Origin of the sequence: Streptomyces sp. NBC_01498 (assembly GCF_036327775.1) — a bacterium.
Taxonomy (GTDB): Bacteria; Actinomycetota; Actinomycetes; order Streptomycetales; family Streptomycetaceae; genus Streptomyces.
On the sequence record NZ_CP109598.1, the window covers coordinates 5,475,935 to 5,494,042 of the forward strand.

Consider the following 18,108-nt stretch of genomic DNA (forward strand, 5'->3'; position numbering starts at 1 on the left):
GGCCGAGATTACCCCTCCTGGGGTGGGTCCCAGGCGGGCGATGACTGACGGAGGAGGGTGGTTTTGCGCAACCGTCCCAGGAAGGTGCCCCCCGCGGGCTTGACGGGGGCGCGCGGCGACGGGTCGCGGAACTCCGGCCGGACGACGTGGACCGCGTCGGCGTTCACGCCGGGGGCGGTGCGGAGTTCGGGGAGACAGGAGGGATTGGCGCCGTAGAACTCGACGGCGGCGACGGCGAACATGTGCGCCGCGTGGACGGAACGGCCGTGGGCGAGAGCGCGGTACAGCTCGCCGGCGTACTGGAGACAGTTCAGGTCGTGGATCTCGCCCTCGGTGCCGATGACGCAGGGGACGGCCTCGGTGAGGAGAACGGCCAGCTCCTCGGACCAGCAGGCGTTGAGCACGACGAGTTGCAGACCGTCGGGTGCGAACCCCACGAGCAGCTTGCGCAGCCCCTCGTGGGAGACGGGAGCGTCCCCGCCGTCGTCGGTGAGGAACCGCAGGCCGCCGCCGGGGGTGCCGCGCCCGGAGAAGTGGAGTACCGCCGGGACGTGCGTGAGGAGTTGCCGGGGCAGGTCACTGGCCTGGGCGGACGGGAGGGAGTCGAACGCGAGGGCATGACCGTACGGCGCGCCGGTGACGCCCCGCTTCATCTCCCTGAACTCCGCGCCCGCGTCGGGCGACCCGGGGATGCGTACGGACGCGGCCTGGACGACCAGGACGCGGCTGGGCGGCGGGGAACCGGTCATGCGGCCGGGGTGGTTGCCAGGACGGCCCGCAGGAGCGTGCTGAGGTGTTCGGCGTGCTCCGGCTGCCGCCCGATGAGGGCGGCGATCTGGGAGACCGCTCGGTCGCGGTCCTCGGCGGTGGGCGGGTCCGCCGGTACGGGTACCGGGGTGCCGCCGCCGCTCAGGACGTCGGCGACGGCGCGGTGGACGTGGGCGGCGAACTCGTCCAGGAAGACAGCCTGTTCGAGCGCGGCGCAGTGGCGGAGAGTGTCCGGGGAGGGCGTCGTCAGCGCGGTGCCGACGCGGTCGTGGAGCGCGGTACGGCTCGTGGCGCAGGCATACGCGGCGGGGATGCCGTCCGCGCGGGCGAGATGGATCAGCGCGGCGTGGCCGAGGGCGGTGGGGTCGTTCTCGGCGCCGGCGAGCGCCTGTTCGGCGTCGTCCTGGAGCAGGACGGCGGCGTGAGTGGTGAGGCGGGTCCGGGACTCGTCCCACGAGGGGGCGGAGAGCCAGACGTCGAGCACCTCGTCGAGGAGGTAGGGGCGGAAAGCGGCGTCGGGGCCCGCGGCCACCGCGTGGAGCAGGAGACGGAGATGGGGTTCGGCGGCCTCGGTGACCAGTGCGAGCTCTTGGAGGGCCAGCGCGGCCTCCGGCGTGTCGAGCGCGTCCGCGTGGGCGGTCCAGAACGCGCGGGACGCCGTCCAGGTGGGGCAGTCGATCCAATCCCCCACGAGGTCCAGGACATCGGCGGAGAGGGTGAGCCACGCCGGGGGCCCGGTTCCGGTGGCGCGGTTCCAGACGGTGGCGACGCGGCGCTCCTCGTCGGGGCCGGTGGCCGCGTGGAGGCGGAGCCGGTGGCGGGCTGCGAAGGCGAGGTCGTTCTCGCCCGGCGGCGCGGCGGCGAGAGCTGTCAGCTCCTCGACCCCGGTCTCCGCGTCGGCGTACCCGATCCGGAACGACGCCCGCGCGAAGGCGATGTGGCGGGCCGCCCCGGGGTGGCCCGCCAGCGCCTGTTCGGTCTCCGTGTAGGCGGCCTCCGCCAGGTCGTGCCGCCCGTCCTCGGCGAGATGGATCGCGAGGTTGTTGAGGGAGGTGGCCAGGTCGAGGAGGTGGGCGGGCGGATTTCTGGCGGCGAGTTCGCGGCGGAGGGCGACGGCTTCCCTGGCGGCGTCGAGTGCCGCCGGCCGCTCTCCGGCCTCGGCGAGACGGACGGCCAGGTTGCTCACCGACATGGCGAGACCGGGAACGAAGGCGGCGGCGTTCTCCCCGGCCAGCGTGCGGTACGTCCCGACGGCTTCGTGTGCCGCTTCGAGTGCCGCCTGCCCGTCCCCGCCCTTGGCGAGGTGGTCACCGAGGTTGTTGAGGGACATCGCCAGGTCGGGGAGGTGGGCGGGCGGATTTCTGGCGGCGAGTTCGCGGCGGAGGGCGACGGCTTCCCTGGCGGCGTCGAGTGCCGCCGGCCGCTCTCCGGCCCCGGCGAGATGGTTGGCGAGGTTGGTGAGGGACATCGCCAGGTCGGGGAGGTGGGCGCCCGGATTGTCCTGGGCCAGGGCGCGGTACATGGCGGTTGCCTCCTGCGCCGATGCGAGGGCGTTCCGCCGGTCCCCGCCGTCGGCGAGATGGTTGGCGAGGTTGTTGAGGGAGTTGGCCAGGTCGGGGAGGTGGGCGCCCGGATTGTCCTGGGCCAGGGCGTGGTACATGGCGGTTGCCTCCTGCGCCGGTACGAGGGCGCTCCGCCGGTCCCCGTTGCCGGCGAGGAGCATGGCGAGGTTGTTGAGGGTCGCTGCCAGCCGGGGCAGGTGGGCCGCGGGGTTCTGCTGGGCCAGCGCCTGGTACATGCTGACGGCTTCGTGCGCGGGGCCGAGAGATCCCTCACGGTCTCCGGCGTTCGCCATCGACGTGGCGAGGTTGCCGAGGGACATGGCCAGGTCGGGAAGATGGACGGCGGGGTCCCGGTGGGCCAGGGTCCGGTACAGCCCGGTCGCTTCGCGCGCGCACGCGAGCGCGCTCTGCCGGTCTCCGCCGTCGGCCAGGTGATTGGCGAGGTTGTTGAGGGACATGGCCAGGTCGGGCAGGCAGGCCGGATCCTGCTGGACCAGGGAGCGGCGGATGGCGATGGCCTCGTGCGCGGGGCCGAGCGAACCCTGATGGTCCCCGCCGTCCGCCAGCCGGTTGGCGAGGTTGCTGAGCGCCCCCGCCAGCCGGCGGCGGTGGGCGGCCGGGTTCTCGTCGGCCAGCGCACGGAAGCGGTCCGCCGCCTCCCGCGCGTGCGCGTGTGCTCCCCGCCAGTCTCCCGTGGCGGCCAGATGGACGGAGAGGTTGCTGACACCGGTGGCGAGGTCGGGCAGGAAGGCCGTGGGGTTGGCGGCGGCCAGGGAACGCCGGAGGGTGACGGCCTCCCGCGCGGACACGACGGCACGGCGCGAGTCCCCGGCGTCGGCCTGGTAGTTGGCGAGATTGCCGAGTGCGGTGGCGAGGTCGGGGAGGTGGGCGGCGGGATTCTCCCGCTCCACGGAGCGGTACATGTCCACGGCTTCCTGAGCGGACTCCAGCGCCGCGCTCCGGTCTCCGGAGTCGCCGAGATGGCGTGCGAGATTGCCGAGGGCACTCGCGAGATAGGGACGGTATGCGGTGGGATTCCTGGCGGTCAGCTCCCGGCGGACGGCGACGGCTTCCCGGGCGTGTTCCAGCCCTCCCTCACGGTCCCCGGTCAGGGCGAGCAGACGGGCAAGGTTGCCGAGGGCGACGGCGAGCGCCGGTTGATGGATGCCGGGGCGTTCCTCGGCCAGGGCGTGGTACAGCACGACCGCCTCCCGTGAGGGCGCCAGAGCCTCCTCGGGGTTCCCCGACTCCGGAACGCGAACCCCCAGAGCGAGCAGGGCCGCGGCGAGGTCGGGGAGGAAGCGCTCCCCGTTCAGCTCCACCAGGGTCCGCAGCAGCTCGACGCCCGGTCCTCCGGCAGCCACCGCATGTGCCGTCAACTCCCTCGACAGATAGGGGTTGGCCTTCTCCGGCGACGCCGTGTCGTCGGTCTCACGCCGCAGCAGCGTCACCAGCGCCTCGGCGATGCCGAGCGCGGGATCGGCGGCCCCGTCCGTCTCCCGCCGCCGTGAGACCCGGCGCAGATGGTCCACGAACTCCCGGTGGTAGAGCCGGTACACCGCCTGCGTACCGTCCGTGTCCTCCACCACGTACCTGCCGTACGCGCCGAGTACCCAGTCCACGTCGTCCGGTCCGTACTCCGTTCCCGCCGCGCTGACGGCGGACGCGGCGATCTCCCAGATCCCCCGGGCCGGCATCCCCGGTCCGCTGCTCCAGGCCAGGGCTGTGAGCAAGTCGTCGGCGCCGAGGGGGATTCGCCGCCCGTCCCGTTCCAACGTCGGCCCGCTCGCCAGGTCGTCGGCGAGGGCTTCCGCGATCGAGCTCGGCAGCCGGTGCGTCCAGTCACCCTCGCCGTCCTGCCTGAACCGCCGGAGTAGTGACCCCGTGACGAGACGGGCGAACAGGAAGCCTCCGGCACCACCCGTGGCGCGCTCCGTCAGCCCGTTCGCCGTCCCGGCGCTGCGCTCGCCCGACACACCCCCTGCCCGCAGCCGCCGTTCCACATACGCCCGGACATCGGCCCCGGTGCCCAACTCCCCGTCCAGGTCGGCGATATGCACGGCCGCTCCCAGTAACCTCCTCAGCGTCTCGTCCAACGGCTCCCTGGGCTCGGCGAGCGGTCGGAACGGGCGGTCCCGGGACCCCAGCAACACCGTGGCGATCCGGCTCAGCGGCACCAGCAGTTGTTCCACGATCGCCGTGGCCTGCTCGGGGGCGGCCTCGTCCAGGCCGTCCAGCAGCAGTGCCGCCGGGTGCTCCGCGCCCCGTCCCTCGATCTCCGCGATCAGCGCGGACGGTGTCTTCGGTACGGGCAGTCCGAGGCGCTGAGCCAGCACCTCGGCCAGCCGCTGCGCGTCCAGCCCGCGCAGATGAACCGACGCGTCCACGGAACTCTCGCCCGGGTCCGGGTCGCCCTCCTCCAGCGCGCCGTGCCGCTTCGCCTCCTTCCGTTGCTCCTTGTCCGACAGCGTCGCGATACGGCCCAGCACTGCCGACTTCCCGCTCCCCGCGCTGCCCGTCACCAGGAACAGGCCAGGCTTCCGCTCACCCAGCCACGAGACGATCTCGGTGAGTACGTCCCGGCGGCCCGTGAAGAACCAGCCCTCCTCCGTGGGATCGGCCCCACGCGCCGCCAACACCAGATGCTCGACCAGTTGTTCGGGTGCGTCCCTGCGCCAGCGTGGGTTGTGGAACATGGGCAGTGAGCGTCCGGAGTTGACCTGCAACGGCAGTTGTCCGCCCGCCGGCATCTGGGCCAGCACGGCCCCGATCACCGTCTCCCCGGTCACGCCCCGGTTGTGGACGCTCCACAGGTGCTTGTAGTGGTCCGTACGGGGTCCTTCCCGCAGCACGTCGGCGACGGTGTCGAGCAGGGTGCCGCGCCCCTCTGCCAGCTCGTCCGGCTGACAACTCGCGATGACCCCCAGCCAGGCGGCCCGGCCCCCCGGGAGCGACTGCTCGGCCCAGGCGGACAGCGCTTCCTCGACCGAGGGCAGCACCCCGGCCCCCGAGTAGCAGGTGTCGACAATCAGCAGGATCTGGTCGGCGCCGCTGCGCAGCGCGGCTTCCGCCAGGAGTTCCACGCGGTACGTGTGCTCGGAATCGGCCCAGTCCTTGGTCTCACGGGTGATCAGACGCAGCTGATTCCGGTGCTTCTTTCCATGCCCCGACCAGACGACGATCGCCGGACCGTTCCCGCCCTTCTCGCGCCAGGTCCGCTGCCAGTCACCTACGGCATCCCGTACCTCGTCCCGTACCGGATCACGCACCACCTCGGGCTCGTAGCCGAAACCCGACAGCAGGTTCGCGATGTCGTCCAACTGATCCCGCGCACCAACCAGTGGGGGAAATACCGCCTGTTCGTAGTTCTCCACCACGATCCCCAGCACCGTGCCCTTGACCGCGAACTCCGCCTGCTCAGTCATCGCTCTCGCCCCGCTCCTCGTCGCCCGCCAGCAACAGCGCCGTCACCGTCGAGTCCGGCCGTCCCGCCGCCCCGATCGTCACCCGGTACGGGCCGGGGACGAGCGGATCGGTGAGGGTGGTTCCGTACGCGCCCCCGCCCAGGTTGGTCAGCGTGCGCTCGATCACCTGGCCCGCTCCCACCGGGCGGAGGACCGCCCGGATACGCAGTTCGTCGCCGCGCGGGGTGCCGGGCGGGACCGTCACCGCGATCTCGTACGGTTCGCCGTTCGCCACCCAGTCGGGCGCCAGCACCCCCAGCGGCACCGGCCCGTGTTCCGGGCCCCGGTGGTAAGCGGGTTCGGGGGCCAGCAGGTTCCAGAGGGCGTCTCGGACGCCGCTGTTGTTCTGGAGGCTGCCGTGCAGTTCGTTCGGGGTGTGGCCCGATGTCGCGCCCGGCGGGTGGGCCGACAGGCGGGGGACCCTGCCGTCGCCGCCCTCGGACGTGCCGTCGACGGTCAGCAGGGTGGTGATCCGCTCGCCGTCCTCGGAGAACGTGCCGGTCGTCGCCGTAGGCTGCCCCACCCCCACGAACGGTGCGAAACCGTCGTCAGGCGTCGCCGCATCCCTGATCTCCTGGTGGAAGCGGCCCGCGTCCCGCAGCAACTCCCCGTCCACCCCGGGCAAGTTGTGCGGCAGCTCGCGCGTGTACAGCAGGCCCTCGCCCGTGGCGAGGCAGGCGTAGTCCGGGGTCAGCTGGTGGAGCGACGGCAGGCTTCGCGCGAACGAGGTCATCGGAGCCACGGCCAGGCGGAGCCGGCCCAGACCCAGGCCGTAGCCGTTGACCAGCGTCTCCAGCGCGTCGATGGAGCCCCGGTGCGGCGTGCCGATGGTGATGAGGCGGCGGGTGATCTCGTGGCCGCCCAGGCACTTCACGTAGTACCGGGCGACCAGGCCGCCCATCGAGTGGCAGATGAAGGTGACCCGCGCGTCCCGCCGGGCGGGGGCGGAGGCGCGCCAGCGGCCCAGCTCCTCGTCGACACGGTCCCGGAGCAGGCGCGCGTTGTAGCGGCAGGAGAGCCGCCAGTCGTAGCCGAACTCCAGCAGGTTGGCCGACGTACCGGTGGGATCGCCGGGGTGCCGGCGGCGGACGGTGAAGTGCTGCTCCAGCCAGTCCAGCAGAGCGCTGTAGCCGTCAACGCCCTTCCAGAGGCCGGGAATCCCGTGCACATCGCGTACGGCACCCAGCACCTGTACACCGTCCCCCGGATGGTCGTCGCCCAGGTCGGCGGGCAGCGTCAGACGGCCGACCGACCGGCCGAACGTACGGATGCCCTGCCACAGCGCCGCCCCCGACGCGCCCCACACCTCGTGGCCCTCGGCGTCGGCGAGACGGCTGCCCAGGATGCCGGGCAGGACGACGACCAGATCATTCACGGGCTGACGAAGCATGTGCGGTATTCCCCCTGTGGTGTCCCCTGTGCGTCCGCGGTACGTCACGCGGTGTCAACACCGTATCCACGCCTGGGAGATGGGGAGCGGGGTTCATCAACACAGATGGGGCGAATGCGCATACAGGTGGATGCGCGTACGACGGCGCCCCGCCCGGATCTCTCCGGACGGGGCGCCGACCACAGCACGTACGCGAGGACTACAGGCCGAGTTCGACCTCGAACTCGCCCGCCTCCAGGATCGACTTGACCGCCGACAGGTAGCGGGCGGCGTCCGCGCCGTCCACCAGGCGGTGGTCGTAGGAGAGCACGACGTGGACCATGTCGCGCACCGCGATGGTCTCGCCGAGGTCCGGGTGGTTGATGACCACGGGACGGCGGACCGTCGCGCCGATGCCCAGGATGGCGACCTGGTTCGGGGGCACGATGATCGTGTCGAACAGGGCGCCGCGCGAGCCCGTGTTGCTGATGGTGAAGGTCGCACCGGACAGCTCGTCCGGCGTGATCTTGCTGCCGCGGACCTTGCCCGCCAGTTCGGCGGTCTTCTTGGCGATGCCGGCGAGGTTCAGGTCGCCCGCGCCCTTGATGACCGGCGTCATCAGACCCTTCTCGGAGTCCACGGCGATGCCGATGTTCTCCGAGTCGAAGTACGTGATGGTGCCCTCGTCCTCGTTGATGCGGGCGTTGACGACCGGGTACGCCTTGAGCGCCTGGGCCGCCGCCTTCACGAAGAACGGCATCGGGGACAGCTTCACGCCCTCGCGGGCGGCGAAGGTGTCCTTGGCCTGCGCGCGCAGCCGCATCAGCTTCGTGATGTCGACCTCGACGACCGAGGTCAGCTGGGCCTGGCCGTGCAGCGCCTTCATCATGTTCTCGCCGATGACCTTGCGCATGCGAGGCATCTTGATCGTCTGGCCACGCAGCGGGGAGACCTCCAGGGCGGGGGCCTTCGACGCGGCGGGGGCCGACGGGGCGGCGGCGGGCGCCGATGCCTTCGCGGCGGCGGCCTTGGCGGCCTCCGCGGCGGCGACGACGTCCTGCTTGCGGATACGGCCACCGACGCCGGTGCCCTTGACCGACGCCAGGTCGACGCCGTTCTCGGCGGCGAGCTTGCGCACGAGCGGCGTCACGTACGCGCCGTCGTCACCGGGAGCGGCGGCGGGGGCGGCAGCGGGGGCCGACGGGGCGGCGGCAGGAGCGGCGGGTGCCGGTGCGGGCGCCTCCTGCTTCGGAGCCGGGGCGGGCGCGGGCGCCGGGGCCTCCTGCTTGGGAGCCGGAGCCGGAGCTTCCTGCTTGGGAGCCGGCGCGGGGGCCGGGGCAGGCGCGGGAGCCTCCTGCTTCGGGGCCTCCTGCTTGGGGGCCTCCTGCTTGGGGGCCTCCTCCTTCGGCGCGGCCGGAGCCGGGGCCGGGGCGGACGCCGGAGCGGCACCCTCGGCGCCGATCACGGCCAGTCTCGCGCCGACCTCGGCGGTCTCGTCCTCGCCGACCACGATCTCCAGCAGCACACCGGCGACCGGCGCGGGGATCTCGGTGTCGACCTTGTCCGTCGAGACCTCCAGCAGCGGCTCGTCGGCCTCGACCGAGTCGCCGACCTCCTTCAGCCAGCGGGTGACGGTGCCCTCGGTGACGCTCTCACCGAGCGCCGGAAGCGTGACGTCCGTGCCCTCGGCGGAGCTGCCGCCCTCCGACGCCTCGGCCGTCGGCGCGGGCGCCGGGGCCTCCGCCTCGGTCGACGGCGCCTCCGGTGCCTCCTGAGCGGGGGCGGGCTCCGGCTCCGGCTCCGGTGCGGCCTCGGCCTGCTGCGGCGCCTCGGCCGCGGCCTCGCCGCCCGTACCGTCGTCGATCACGGCCAGCTCCGCGCCGACCTCGACCGTCTCGTCCTCGGCGACCTTGATCGACGCCAGGATCCCGGCGGCGGGCGCCGGGATCTCGGTGTCGACCTTGTCGGTGGAGACCTCCAGCAGCGGCTCGTCGGCCTCGACGCGCTCGCCCTCGGCCTTCAGCCAGCGCGTGACAGTGCCCTCGGTGACGCTCTCGCCGAGCGCCGGCAGGGTTACGGAAACCGCCATGGTTTCAGTTGCTCCTAACGGTGGGATCTCCCCAGCCGGCGCCGGGCGCCGGGCCTGGGGAAGTGCGGTAGTGGTCGTCGCGCCCGGACTGAGGTATCAGTCGTGGGAGTGGAGGGGCTTGCCGGCCAGCGCCAGGTGCGCCTCGCCGAGGGCTTCGTTCTGCGTCGGGTGCGCGTGGATGAGCTGCGCGACCTCGGCCGGCAGAGCCTCCCAGTTGTAGATCAGCTGCGCTTCGCCGACCTGCTCGCCCATACGGTCACCGACCATGTGGACGCCGACCACAGCGCCGTCCTTGACCTGGACGAGCTTGATCTCGCCCGCGGTCTTCAGGATCTTGCTCTTGCCGTTGCCCGCCAGGTTGTACTTCAGAGCGACGACCTTGTCCGCACCGTAGATCTCCTTGGCCTTGGCCTCGGTGATACCGACGGAGGCGACCTCGGGGTGGCAGTACGTCACCCGGGGCACGCCGTCGTAGTCGACGGGGACCGTCTTCAGCCCGGCCAGCCGCTCCGCCACGAGGATGCCCTCGGCGAAGCCGACGTGTGCGAGCTGGAGCGTCGGGACGAGGTCACCGACGGCCGAGATCGTCTCGACGTTCGTCCGCATGTACTCGTCGACGAGCACGAAGCCGCGGTCCATCGCGACGCCCTGCTCCTCGTAGCCGAGGCCCTGCGACACGGGGCCGCGGCCGATCGCGACCAGCAGCACCTCCGCCTCGAAGGTCTTGCCGTCGGCCAGCGTGACGCGCACACCGTCCTGCGTGTACTCGGCCTTGTCGAAGAAGGTGCCGAGGTTGAACTTGATACCGCGCTTGCGGAAGGCCCGCTCCAGGAGCTTGGAGCTGTTCTCGTCCTCGACCGGGACGAGGTGCTTGAGGCCCTCGATCACGGTGACGTCCGTGCCGAAGGACTTCCACGCCGACGCGAACTCGACGCCGATGACGCCGCCGCCCAGCACGATCGCGGTCTTCGGGACCCGGTCCAGCTTGAGCGCGTGGTCCGAGGAGATGATCCGCTCACCGTCGATGTCCAGGCCGGGGAGCGACTTCGGTACGGAGCCGGTGGCGAGCAGGACATGGCGGCCCTGGACGCGGCGGCCGTCGACGTCGACGGAGGTGGGGGAGGAGAGACGGCCCTCACCCTCGATGTAGGTCACCTTGCGGGAGGCGACCAGACCCTGAAGGCCCTTGTAGAGGCCCGAGATGACCTCGTCCTTGTACTTGTGGACCCCCGCGATGTCGATGCCCTCGAAAGTGGCCTTGACACCGAACTGCCCGGCCTCGCGCGCCTGGTCGGCGATCTCGCCGGCGTGCAGCAGGGCCTTCGTGGGAATGCAGCCGTTGTGCAGGCAGGTGCCGCCGAGCTTGTTCTTCTCGATCAGGGCGACGTCCAGGCCCAGCTGCGCTCCGCGCAGCGCCGCGGCGTAACCGCCGCTACCGCCGCCGAGGATCACTAGGTCGAAAACGGTGCTGGCGTCGTTCGCCACGTCACGTCCTCCATGCATGTGTGCCGGGCGCGGTCGAAGACCGGGCGGCGGCTGGTGTTCGGCCGCTGTTTCGTCGGCCCTGTAGTGGGGCCCTGTCCTGCCGGAGACCCATCTTCGCACTTGTCGGAGGGCGGCGGGACGCGGGGCCGGGGTTCCGGGACGGCCGGTGGGCGCTGATCAGGGGTTACCGGCTCGTACGGTTGCTCGTGCGTACGCCCGTACACCCGGCGTACGGGCGTTGTACACGCGTCATGTACGCCTGAGGCGCGTGAGGTTCACGGTTCGTGTGAGCCGCGCGCCTTACCGGTACCCCCTCACGGCGGCCCGATCGCGCGGTCCCGTTCGCCGGGGGCGAAACGGCCCGCCCCACGGGCTCCGGTCACTCAACCGGAACCCGCCGGACGGGCCGAACATTCCCCGGCCGAACATTCCCGGGCCGGTCACGCGAGGGCCGGTCGCGTGAGGGGCCCGGACGATCCGCCGGGCCGGGCCGGGCCGGGCCGGACCGCACGACAGTCGCACGGCCGGACGGCCGGACAGCCTGAGGGCGGCCCTCCGGCCGCTCCCGGGGGCGCCGTGCCCCGGCGCCCCCGCATCAGACCGTACCGGCTCACATCGGAACGGATCGGAACAGATCAGAGCGGAACAGATCAGGGCGGATCGAAACGAATCAGCCCAGGTCGCCCGCGGCCGTCCGCTCCGCGAGCCGTACCAGCGTGCGGACCGAGGCGCCCGTGCCGCCCTTGGGCGTGTAGCCGTACGGCGCGCCCTCGTGGAAGGCCGGTCCCGCGATGTCGAGGTGCGCCCAGGTGATGCCCTCGCCCACGAACTCCTTGAGGAACAGACCGGCGACCAGGCCGCCGCCCATCCGCTCGCCCATGTTCGCGATGTCGGCGGTGGGGGAGTCCATGCCCTTGCGCAGCTCGGTCGGCAGCGGCATCGGCCAGGACGCCTCGCCGACCTCCTCGGCGATCTCGTGCACGGACGTACGGAACGCCTCGTCGTTCGACATGATGCCGAAGGTCCGGTTGCCCAGCGCCACGACCATGGCACCGGTCAGCGTCGCGACGTCCACGATCGCGTCGGGCTTCTCCTCGGAGGCGCGGGTGATCGCGTCCGCCAGGACGAGCCGGCCCTCGGCGTCGGTGTTCAGGACCTCCACCGTCTTGCCGCTGTACATGCGCAGAACGTCACCGGGCCGCGTCGCGGTGCCCGACGGCATGTTCTCGGCGAGCGCCAGCCAGCCGGTCACATTGACCTGGAGGCCGAGACGGGCCGCCGACACGACGGCGGCGAGGACGGCGGCGGCGCCGCTCATGTCGCACTTCATCGTCTCGTTGTGGCCCGGCGGCTTGAGCGAGATGCCGCCCGAGTCGTAGGTGATGCCCTTGCCGACCAGGGCGATCGTCTTCTTCGCCTTGGCGTGCGTGTACTCCAGGCGGACGAGGCGCGGGCCGTGCTCCGAGCCCTTGCCGACGCCGAGGAGACCGCCGTAGCCGCCCTTGGTGAGCGCCTTCTCGTCGGTGATCTGGACCTTGACGCCGTGCTCCTTGCCGACCGCCGTGGCGATGGCGGCGAAGGTCTCCGGGTAGAGGTCGTTCGGCGGGGTGTTGACCAGGTCGCGGGCGCGGTTGATCTCGTCCGTCAGGGCGATCGCGCGCTCGGCGGCGGCCTTGTGGGCCTTGTCGCGCGGCTTCGTGCCGAGCAGGGTGACCTCGCCGAGCGGCTGCTTCACGCCGCCGTCGGCCCGGTCGGTCCTGTCGCCGGCGGACGCGGCGGTCTTCTCCGTGCCGCGGTAGGCGGTGAAGGCGTACGCGCCGAGCAGCGCGCCCTCCGCGACGGCCGCGATGTCCTCGGCCGCCTCGACGGGCAGCGCGAACGCGGCCTTCTTGGCACCGGAGAGGGTGCGGGCGGCGACACCGGCGGCGCGGCGGAGGGTCTCGGCGCCGTACGCCTCGTCCTTGTCCGGGACGGTGCCCAGACCGACCGCGATGACGATCGGGACCTTGAGACCGGACGGCGCGGGGAGCTTGGTCGCCTCGCCCTCGGCACCCGTGGCGCCGAGGGACTCCAGGACGGAGGCGAGCTTGCCGTCGTACGCCTTGTCCACGGCCTCGGCTCCCGGCGCGACGGCCGGGCCCTTGGCTCCCTTCGCTACGCCGACGACGATCGCGTCGGCGCGCAGTGTCGCCGCGCCGGCTGTGCTGAGAGTGAGAGCAGTCACGGTGGTGAAATCTCGCTTCCATAGAAGTTCTTCGGCGGAAGCCGGTCTTTCGCAGGGCCGGCCGTGCTCAGCGCATGGTAATTCGGCCCGCGGAGCACCGGTAAGGAGCCTACGCGCGGTACGCGGGTTTCCTCACGGCGGCGGTGGCCCCCGGCCGTCCGGCGGCGACCGCGGCCGCTCCGGCGGGGATCGTCCGGACCCCACCCTGGTCGGCGGTCCGTCGGCGGGCGGGTTATCGCCGCGCACCCGCCCCGGACCTCCGACACCGGCCCAACAGAGCCACACCGGGCGGCTTCTGACGGCATGTCGGCTTTCCGGACTCACCCCAGTGTCAGGACGATCAGCGCGGCCGTCGCCGCCGTCTCGGCGAGGCCGCCGAAGACATCCCCGGTGACGCCGCCGAAGCGCCGTACGCAGTGCCGGAGCAGCAGATGCGCGGCGCCGAGCCCCGCCGCGAGCGCCAGGACGTGGCGCAGGGCGCCGTACGGTCCGAACAGGCCGCCGCACACCGCCGCGACGACCGCCGTCATCAGCAGGACGGTGAGCAGCGCGGCCCGCGTCGGGACGGTGCCCGCGACGGCGGCGCCGAGCCCGTCCGGCCGCGCGGGCGGCACACCGGCACGCGCGGCCAGGGTCAGCGCGAGCCGGGCGGTGACGGCCGCGACGGTCGCGGCGGCGGCGCCGTGCGCCCAAGCCGCCGCGTACAGCTCGCCCACCGCCGCCACCTGCGCCAGCAGCACGAGCAGCAGGGTGATCACACCGAACGGCCCGATGTCCGAGCGCTTCATGATCCGCAGCGCGTCCTCGGCGGGTTTCGCGCTGCCGAGGCCGTCGGCGGTGTCGGCCAGACCGTCCAGATGCAGCCCCCGGGTCAGTACGGCGGGGACGGCGGTGGTGGCCACGGCGGCGAGCAGCGGGCCCGCCCCGGCGAGGAGCAGCAGACCGCCCGCCGCGCCCGCGCACAGGCCGACGACGAGACCGGCGAGCGGCGCGGCGAGCATTCCGGCGCGGGCGGCCTCCCGGTCCCAGCGGGTCACCCGCACGGGGAGCACGGTGAGTGTGCCGAAGGCGAACCGTATGCCGTCGGCGGCGTCCGCTGTCCGTCGCGCGCTCATCGCGCGAAGAGTAGCGGGGCGGCCGGCGGGGGCCGGGTCCGCACCCGGCGGGCGCACGGCCGGTAGGTTGCCCATACCCGTACAAAAGCCCAGAGGGTGGCAGAGTCGGAGCGGAGGAGGGCGGGATGGGTTCCTGGTTCCAGCAGAACTTCGTCGAGCCGGGCAAGGTCCCCATGCTGCTCGCGCTCGTCTCGTTCGTCCTGACCTTCGTGATCACCCGGACGATCACCCGGCTGATCCGCGCGGGCCGGGGGCCGTTCCGGAACATCGGCGGCTCGGGCGGGCTGCACATCCACCACGTGGTGCCGGGGGTGCTGCTCATGGTGATCGGCGGCTTCGGGGCGGTCGGCAGCGGCAGGCACGGGGTCGGGGCGGCGGTGTGGGCGGTCGTCTTCGGGGCGGGCGCGGGGCTGGTCCTGGACGAGTTCGCGCTGATCCTGCACCTGGACGACGTGTACTGGACCGAGGACGGCCGGCGGAGCGTGGAGGTCGTGGTCCTCGCCGCCGCGCTGGCGCTCCTCGTACTGAGCGGGTTCTCGCCGCTGGACGTCGACTCGCTGTCGCCGGAGGAACGGCAGGACCGGGCGTCGGTGCTGGTGAGCCTCGCGATCAGTTTCGGCTTCGTGCTGATCACGCTGCTCAAGGGGAAGCTGCCGATGGCGCTGGTGGGTGTGCTGGTGCCCCCGGTGGCGATCGTCGGCGCGCTGCGACTGGCCCGGCCGGGCTCGGTGTGGGCCCGCCGCTTCTACCGGCGCCGCCACCGGGCGCGCGCCCGTATGACGCTGCGCGCGTATCACCGCGACCGCCGCTGGTCGGCCCCGCGCCGCCGCGTCCAGGACTGGATCGGCGGCGCCCCGGACGACGAACGGGCGGAGCGGGCCGCGAAACAGGCACCGCCGCACTGACTCCGACTCACGGCGTACGGGCGTTCAGGCGATACGGCTCCGAGACCGGGCCCGCACGCCACCGGGGGCCGCGCCGTCGTCGCCTGCGGGTGTGTGACAAGGGGGTGTGCCTGTCCGGCACGCGCACCCTCCCCGCAGGCCCCGAGAGGCACGCGAGGTGCGCCCTGCGTTGTCGGAGCCGGCCACGTACGCCCGGTACGAGACATCCGCGCCTGGTGAGCCGCAGCCTCGCCCCTGCGGGCGGACGCCGCCACCCGGGGAAAGAGGAGGTCCCCGGTCTGCCGGAGCCGAGCCCCGCCCCTGCGGGCGGACGCCGTTCTCGTCGGACGCGGTCGGGCACGGTCGGGCACGACCTAGGTGATGTCCCCCAGGCCCACGCCCGCCGTCTCCGCTTCCGACTCCGCCGCTTCCGGCCGTTCCGGCAGCTCCGCCGCCAGTGCTGCCGCCGCCTGGACGAGCGGCAGGGCCAGCAGCGCGCCCGTGCCCTCGCCCACGACAACCCCGTGGTCGAGCAGCGGCTCGATCGCCATCCGGTCCAGGGCCTTGCCCTGGGCCGGTTCGCCGCTCACCTGGCCCGCCAGCCACCAGTCCGGCGCGCGGAACGCCGCCCGCTGGCCGACCAGCGCGCACGCCGCCGAGACCACACCGTCCAGGATCACCGGCATCCGCCGCACCGCGCTCTGGAGCAGGAAACCCGTCGTCGCCGCCAGATCGGCGCCGCCCACCGTCGCCAGCAGCTCCAGCTGGTCCCCCAGCACCGGGCGGGCCCGGCGCAGGGCGTCCCTGATCGCCGCGCACTTGCGCATCCACGCGATGTCGTCGATCCGCGCCCCGCCGCGCCCCGTGACCACCGACGCGTCCGTGCCGCACAGCGCCGCGATCAGGGTGGCGGCCGGGGTCGTACCGCCCACGCTCAGATCGCCGAGGACGATCAGGTCCGTGCCCGAGTCGGCCTCCTCGTCGGCGATCGCCATACCGAGCCGTACCGCCTGCTCGGCCTCCTCGATCGTCAGCGCGTCCTCGACGTCGATCAGTCCGCTGCCGCGCCGTACCCGGTGGCGGACGACCTCCTCCGGGAGCAGCTCCGGGTCGCAGTCCAGACCGGCGTCCACGATCCGTACCGGCACCCCCGCCCGGCGGGCCAGCACCGCCACCGGGCTCCCGCCCTCCAGCACCGCGCGGACCAGCAGATGCGCGCTGCCCGCCGGGCGGGCCGAGACGCCTCGCGCGGCCACCCCGTGGTCACCGGCGAAGAGCACCACGCGCGGCTGCCCGACGGCCCTGACCGGCACGGTCGACTGGGCGGCGGCCAGCCACTCGGCCAGGTCGTCGAGCCGGCCCAGCGCGCCGGGCGGGACGGCCAGCCGTTCGCGGCGTTCCTCGGCGTCACGTCGCAGACCGCCGTCGGGGCGCTCGATCAGATCGGAGAAGTCGTCGAGATTCAGCGAGCTCATTCGCCGAACAGTACCGGCAGCGGGCCCCCGCGCACGGGCCGCCCGCCGTCAGCCGCGCAGCGGCAGAGCCTGCCCGGCGACGACCAGCAGGACGTGCTCGCACTCGGCGGCCACCGCCGCGTTCAGCCGCCCCAGTTCGTCCCGGAACCGCCGCCCCGACGCCGTCGCCGGGACGACGCCCGAACCGGCCTCGTTGGTCACCAGCACCACCGTGCGCCGCGTCGCCCGTACCGCGCCGGCCAGTGCGTCGGTCCGGGTGCGCAGCGCCTCCGCGCCGCCCGCCTCCCACGCGGCGTCGTCCCAGGCGTCCACCCGGTCCATGGCGTCCGTCAGCCACAGCGACAGGCAGTCGATCAGCAGCGGCGGGCCGTCGTCGGTCAGCAGCGGCACCAGGTCGCAGGTCTCGGCGGTGCGCCAGGACGGCGGCCGGCGGTCCCGGTGCGCCGTGACCCTGGCCCCCCACTCCGGATCGCCCTCCCGGGTGCCGCCCGTCGCGACGTACAGCACACCGGGGAAGGCGGCCAGCCGCCGTTCGGCCTCCACGGACTTGCCCGAGCGCGCGCCTCCCGTCACCAGCGTGCGGCGCGGGACGTCCGGCACGGCGTGGTAGGCGCCGACCGTCAGCGTCGTGCCGTCCGGCACGGCCCGCGCGCCCGCCGCCGCCAGCCTGCGGTCCAACTCCGGCCCCGGCGGGGCCTCGTGGCCGATGTGCACGGCGATCACGTCGGTGGCCGGGCCGACCGATCCGGCGGCGCGCAGCCGCGCCAGGGCGTCGGGGCGGCCGAGCACGTCGGCGAGGAGCATGTCGTACGGCGCGGGCCCGCCGTCCCGTACGGGACGGACGCCGCCCGCCGGGGCCCGCCCCGGCAGCCCGGCGGGGGCGCCGCCGGGCGGCAGGTACAGCAGCCGTTCGCCGTCGGGGGCCGTCACCTCGTACCCCGTACCGGGCGCGTCCATCGGCACCGCCCGCACCCGGTGTCCGCTGATCAGCGACAGCACCCGCCCGTCGGCGACCCGGCCGGCGGTCGGCAGCCCGGCGGGCAGTTCGACGGCCGGACCCTCGTGCGGGTGGGTGAGCAGCACCTGCCGTACGCCGTTCAGCGAGTGCCCGGCCCGTGCGGCGGCGAGCGCCGCCCCCGGGGTGAGGTCGAGCAGCACGGCCCCGTCCACCAGCAGTGCGGTCGCCGCCCGCGCGAGGGGGCCACGGGCGGCGGCGCACGCGGCGCAGGGGCAGTGGGGGCGGGGGAGACCGTCAGGGGCTCCGGTGCCGAGCAGAGTCAGTTCCACGCGGATGATCCTCCCGTGCCACCGCGCCGGGTGCGCGCCCGGCTACGCTGCGGGCAGCAGACAGATCATTCTGGCCGGGCCCCTGGAGGCGGACATGGCGTGGACGTGGCGGTTCGAGAAGGCCGACGGGACGGAGGTCCAGCCGGCCGTGGAACCGGATGAGTTCACCACGCAGGGCGATGCCGAGTCCTGGATCGGCGAGGCGTGGAAGGAGCTGCTGGAGGGCGGCGCCGAACAGGCGACGCTGTTCGACGACGGCAGCAGGATCTACGGGCCGATGAGCCTCCGGACGGAGGAGGAGCCGGCGGCCGAGGAGAGCTGAGCACGACCCGTTCCGGGGAGGCACCGGGCAGCTGTCCGCGCCCCCCGGAACGGCGTACCGCGGC

General features: G+C 73.3%; 11 protein-coding genes. 2 read left to right on the forward strand and 9 right to left on the reverse strand.

Annotated elements, in window-relative coordinates; translation table 11 throughout:
• Positions 1-8: 8 nt before the first annotated feature.
• The 7 genes from OG875_RS23370 to OG875_RS23400 all read right to left on the reverse strand — a co-directional run bounded on the left by OG875_RS23370 (position 9) and on the right by OG875_RS23400 (position 14,076).
• Positions 9-749, reverse strand: a complete 741-nt coding sequence (locus OG875_RS23370) for a hypothetical protein (protein ID WP_330176181.1) — start codon at positions 747-749, stop codon at positions 9-11.
• Positions 746-5,755, reverse strand: coding sequence for a tetratricopeptide repeat protein (locus OG875_RS23375; RefSeq protein WP_330176182.1), 5,010 nt, complete (start codon positions 5,753-5,755; stop codon positions 746-748). The genes OG875_RS23370 and OG875_RS23375 overlap by 4 nt, the downstream gene beginning before the upstream one ends.
• Positions 5,748-7,184, reverse strand: coding sequence for a lipase/acyltransferase domain-containing protein (locus OG875_RS23380; RefSeq protein ID WP_330176183.1), 1,437 nt, complete (start codon positions 7,182-7,184; stop codon positions 5,748-5,750). The genes OG875_RS23375 and OG875_RS23380 overlap by 8 nt, the downstream gene beginning before the upstream one ends.
• 199 nt (positions 7,185-7,383) lie before the next feature.
• A complete protein-coding gene (gene sucB / locus OG875_RS23385) occupies positions 7,384-9,252 on the reverse strand; it encodes a 2-oxoglutarate dehydrogenase, E2 component, dihydrolipoamide succinyltransferase (RefSeq protein ID WP_330176184.1) in 1,869 nt (622 codons plus the stop codon).
• A gap of 96 nt (positions 9,253-9,348) precedes the next feature.
• A complete protein-coding gene (gene lpdA, locus OG875_RS23390; RefSeq protein ID WP_330176185.1) occupies positions 9,349-10,737 on the reverse strand; it encodes a dihydrolipoyl dehydrogenase in 1,389 nt (462 codons plus the stop codon).
• A gap of 670 nt (positions 10,738-11,407) precedes the next feature.
• The gene (locus tag OG875_RS23395; protein WP_330176186.1) at positions 11,408-12,961 is read right to left on the reverse strand and encodes a leucyl aminopeptidase; all 1,554 of its coding nucleotides are present in this window, start codon (positions 12,959-12,961) and stop codon (positions 11,408-11,410) included.
• 320 nt (positions 12,962-13,281) lie between these two features.
• Positions 13,282-14,076 (reverse strand): adenosylcobinamide-GDP ribazoletransferase, encoded by a 795-nt coding sequence (locus tag OG875_RS23400; protein ID WP_330176187.1) that lies wholly within the window; start codon positions 14,074-14,076, stop codon positions 13,282-13,284.
• Between the two features lie 125 nt (positions 14,077-14,201).
• On the opposite strand from OG875_RS23400, the gene OG875_RS23405 reads away from it, so the two are divergent.
• Entirely contained in the window at positions 14,202-14,981 is a 780-nt protein-coding gene (locus OG875_RS23405; RefSeq protein WP_330176188.1) for a hypothetical protein, read from the forward strand.
• Between the two features lie 353 nt (positions 14,982-15,334).
• On the opposite strand, the gene cobT is transcribed toward OG875_RS23405, so the two are convergent.
• Together cobT and OG875_RS23415 are read right to left on the reverse strand one after the other, a co-directional pair.
• Complete coding sequence (gene cobT / locus OG875_RS23410) at positions 15,335-16,426, reverse strand: nicotinate-nucleotide--dimethylbenzimidazole phosphoribosyltransferase (protein WP_330177874.1); 1,092 nt, start codon at positions 16,424-16,426, stop codon at positions 15,335-15,337.
• A 57-nt stretch (positions 16,427-16,483) separates the two neighbouring features.
• Positions 16,484-17,722, reverse strand: coding sequence for a bifunctional adenosylcobinamide kinase/adenosylcobinamide-phosphate guanylyltransferase (locus OG875_RS23415; RefSeq protein ID WP_330176189.1), 1,239 nt, complete (start codon positions 17,720-17,722; stop codon positions 16,484-16,486).
• Between the two features lie 94 nt (positions 17,723-17,816).
• Here OG875_RS23415 and OG875_RS23420 point away from each other — a divergent pair, with 94 nt between their 5' ends.
• Positions 17,817-18,044 (forward strand): hypothetical protein, encoded by a 228-nt coding sequence (locus tag OG875_RS23420; protein ID WP_330176190.1) that lies wholly within the window; start codon positions 17,817-17,819, stop codon positions 18,042-18,044.
• Positions 18,045-18,108: the final 64 nt, after the last annotated feature.

Bases quoted from the DNA above. Each gene is read 5' to 3' on its own strand.
- OG875_RS23420 (WP_330176190.1), top strand. From the start codon at position 17,817: ATGGCGTGGACGTGGCGGTTCGAGAAGGCCGACGGGACGGAGGTCCAG.
- OG875_RS23375 (WP_330176182.1), bottom strand. From the start codon at position 5,755: ATGACTGAGCAGGCGGAGTTCGCGGTCAAGGGCACGGTGCTGGGGATC.
- OG875_RS23405 (WP_330176188.1), top strand. From the start codon at position 14,202: ATGGGTTCCTGGTTCCAGCAGAACTTCGTCGAGCCGGGCAAGGTCCCC.
- OG875_RS23400 (WP_330176187.1), bottom strand. From the start codon at position 14,076: ATGAGCGCGCGACGGACAGCGGACGCCGCCGACGGCATACGGTTCGCC.
- OG875_RS23370 (WP_330176181.1), bottom strand. From the start codon at position 749: ATGACCGGTTCCCCGCCGCCCAGCCGCGTCCTGGTCGTCCAGGCCGCG.
- OG875_RS23380 (WP_330176183.1), bottom strand. From the start codon at position 7,184: ATGCTTCGTCAGCCCGTGAATGATCTGGTCGTCGTCCTGCCCGGCATC.
- sucB (WP_330176184.1), bottom strand. From the start codon at position 9,252: ATGGCGGTTTCCGTAACCCTGCCGGCGCTCGGCGAGAGCGTCACCGAG.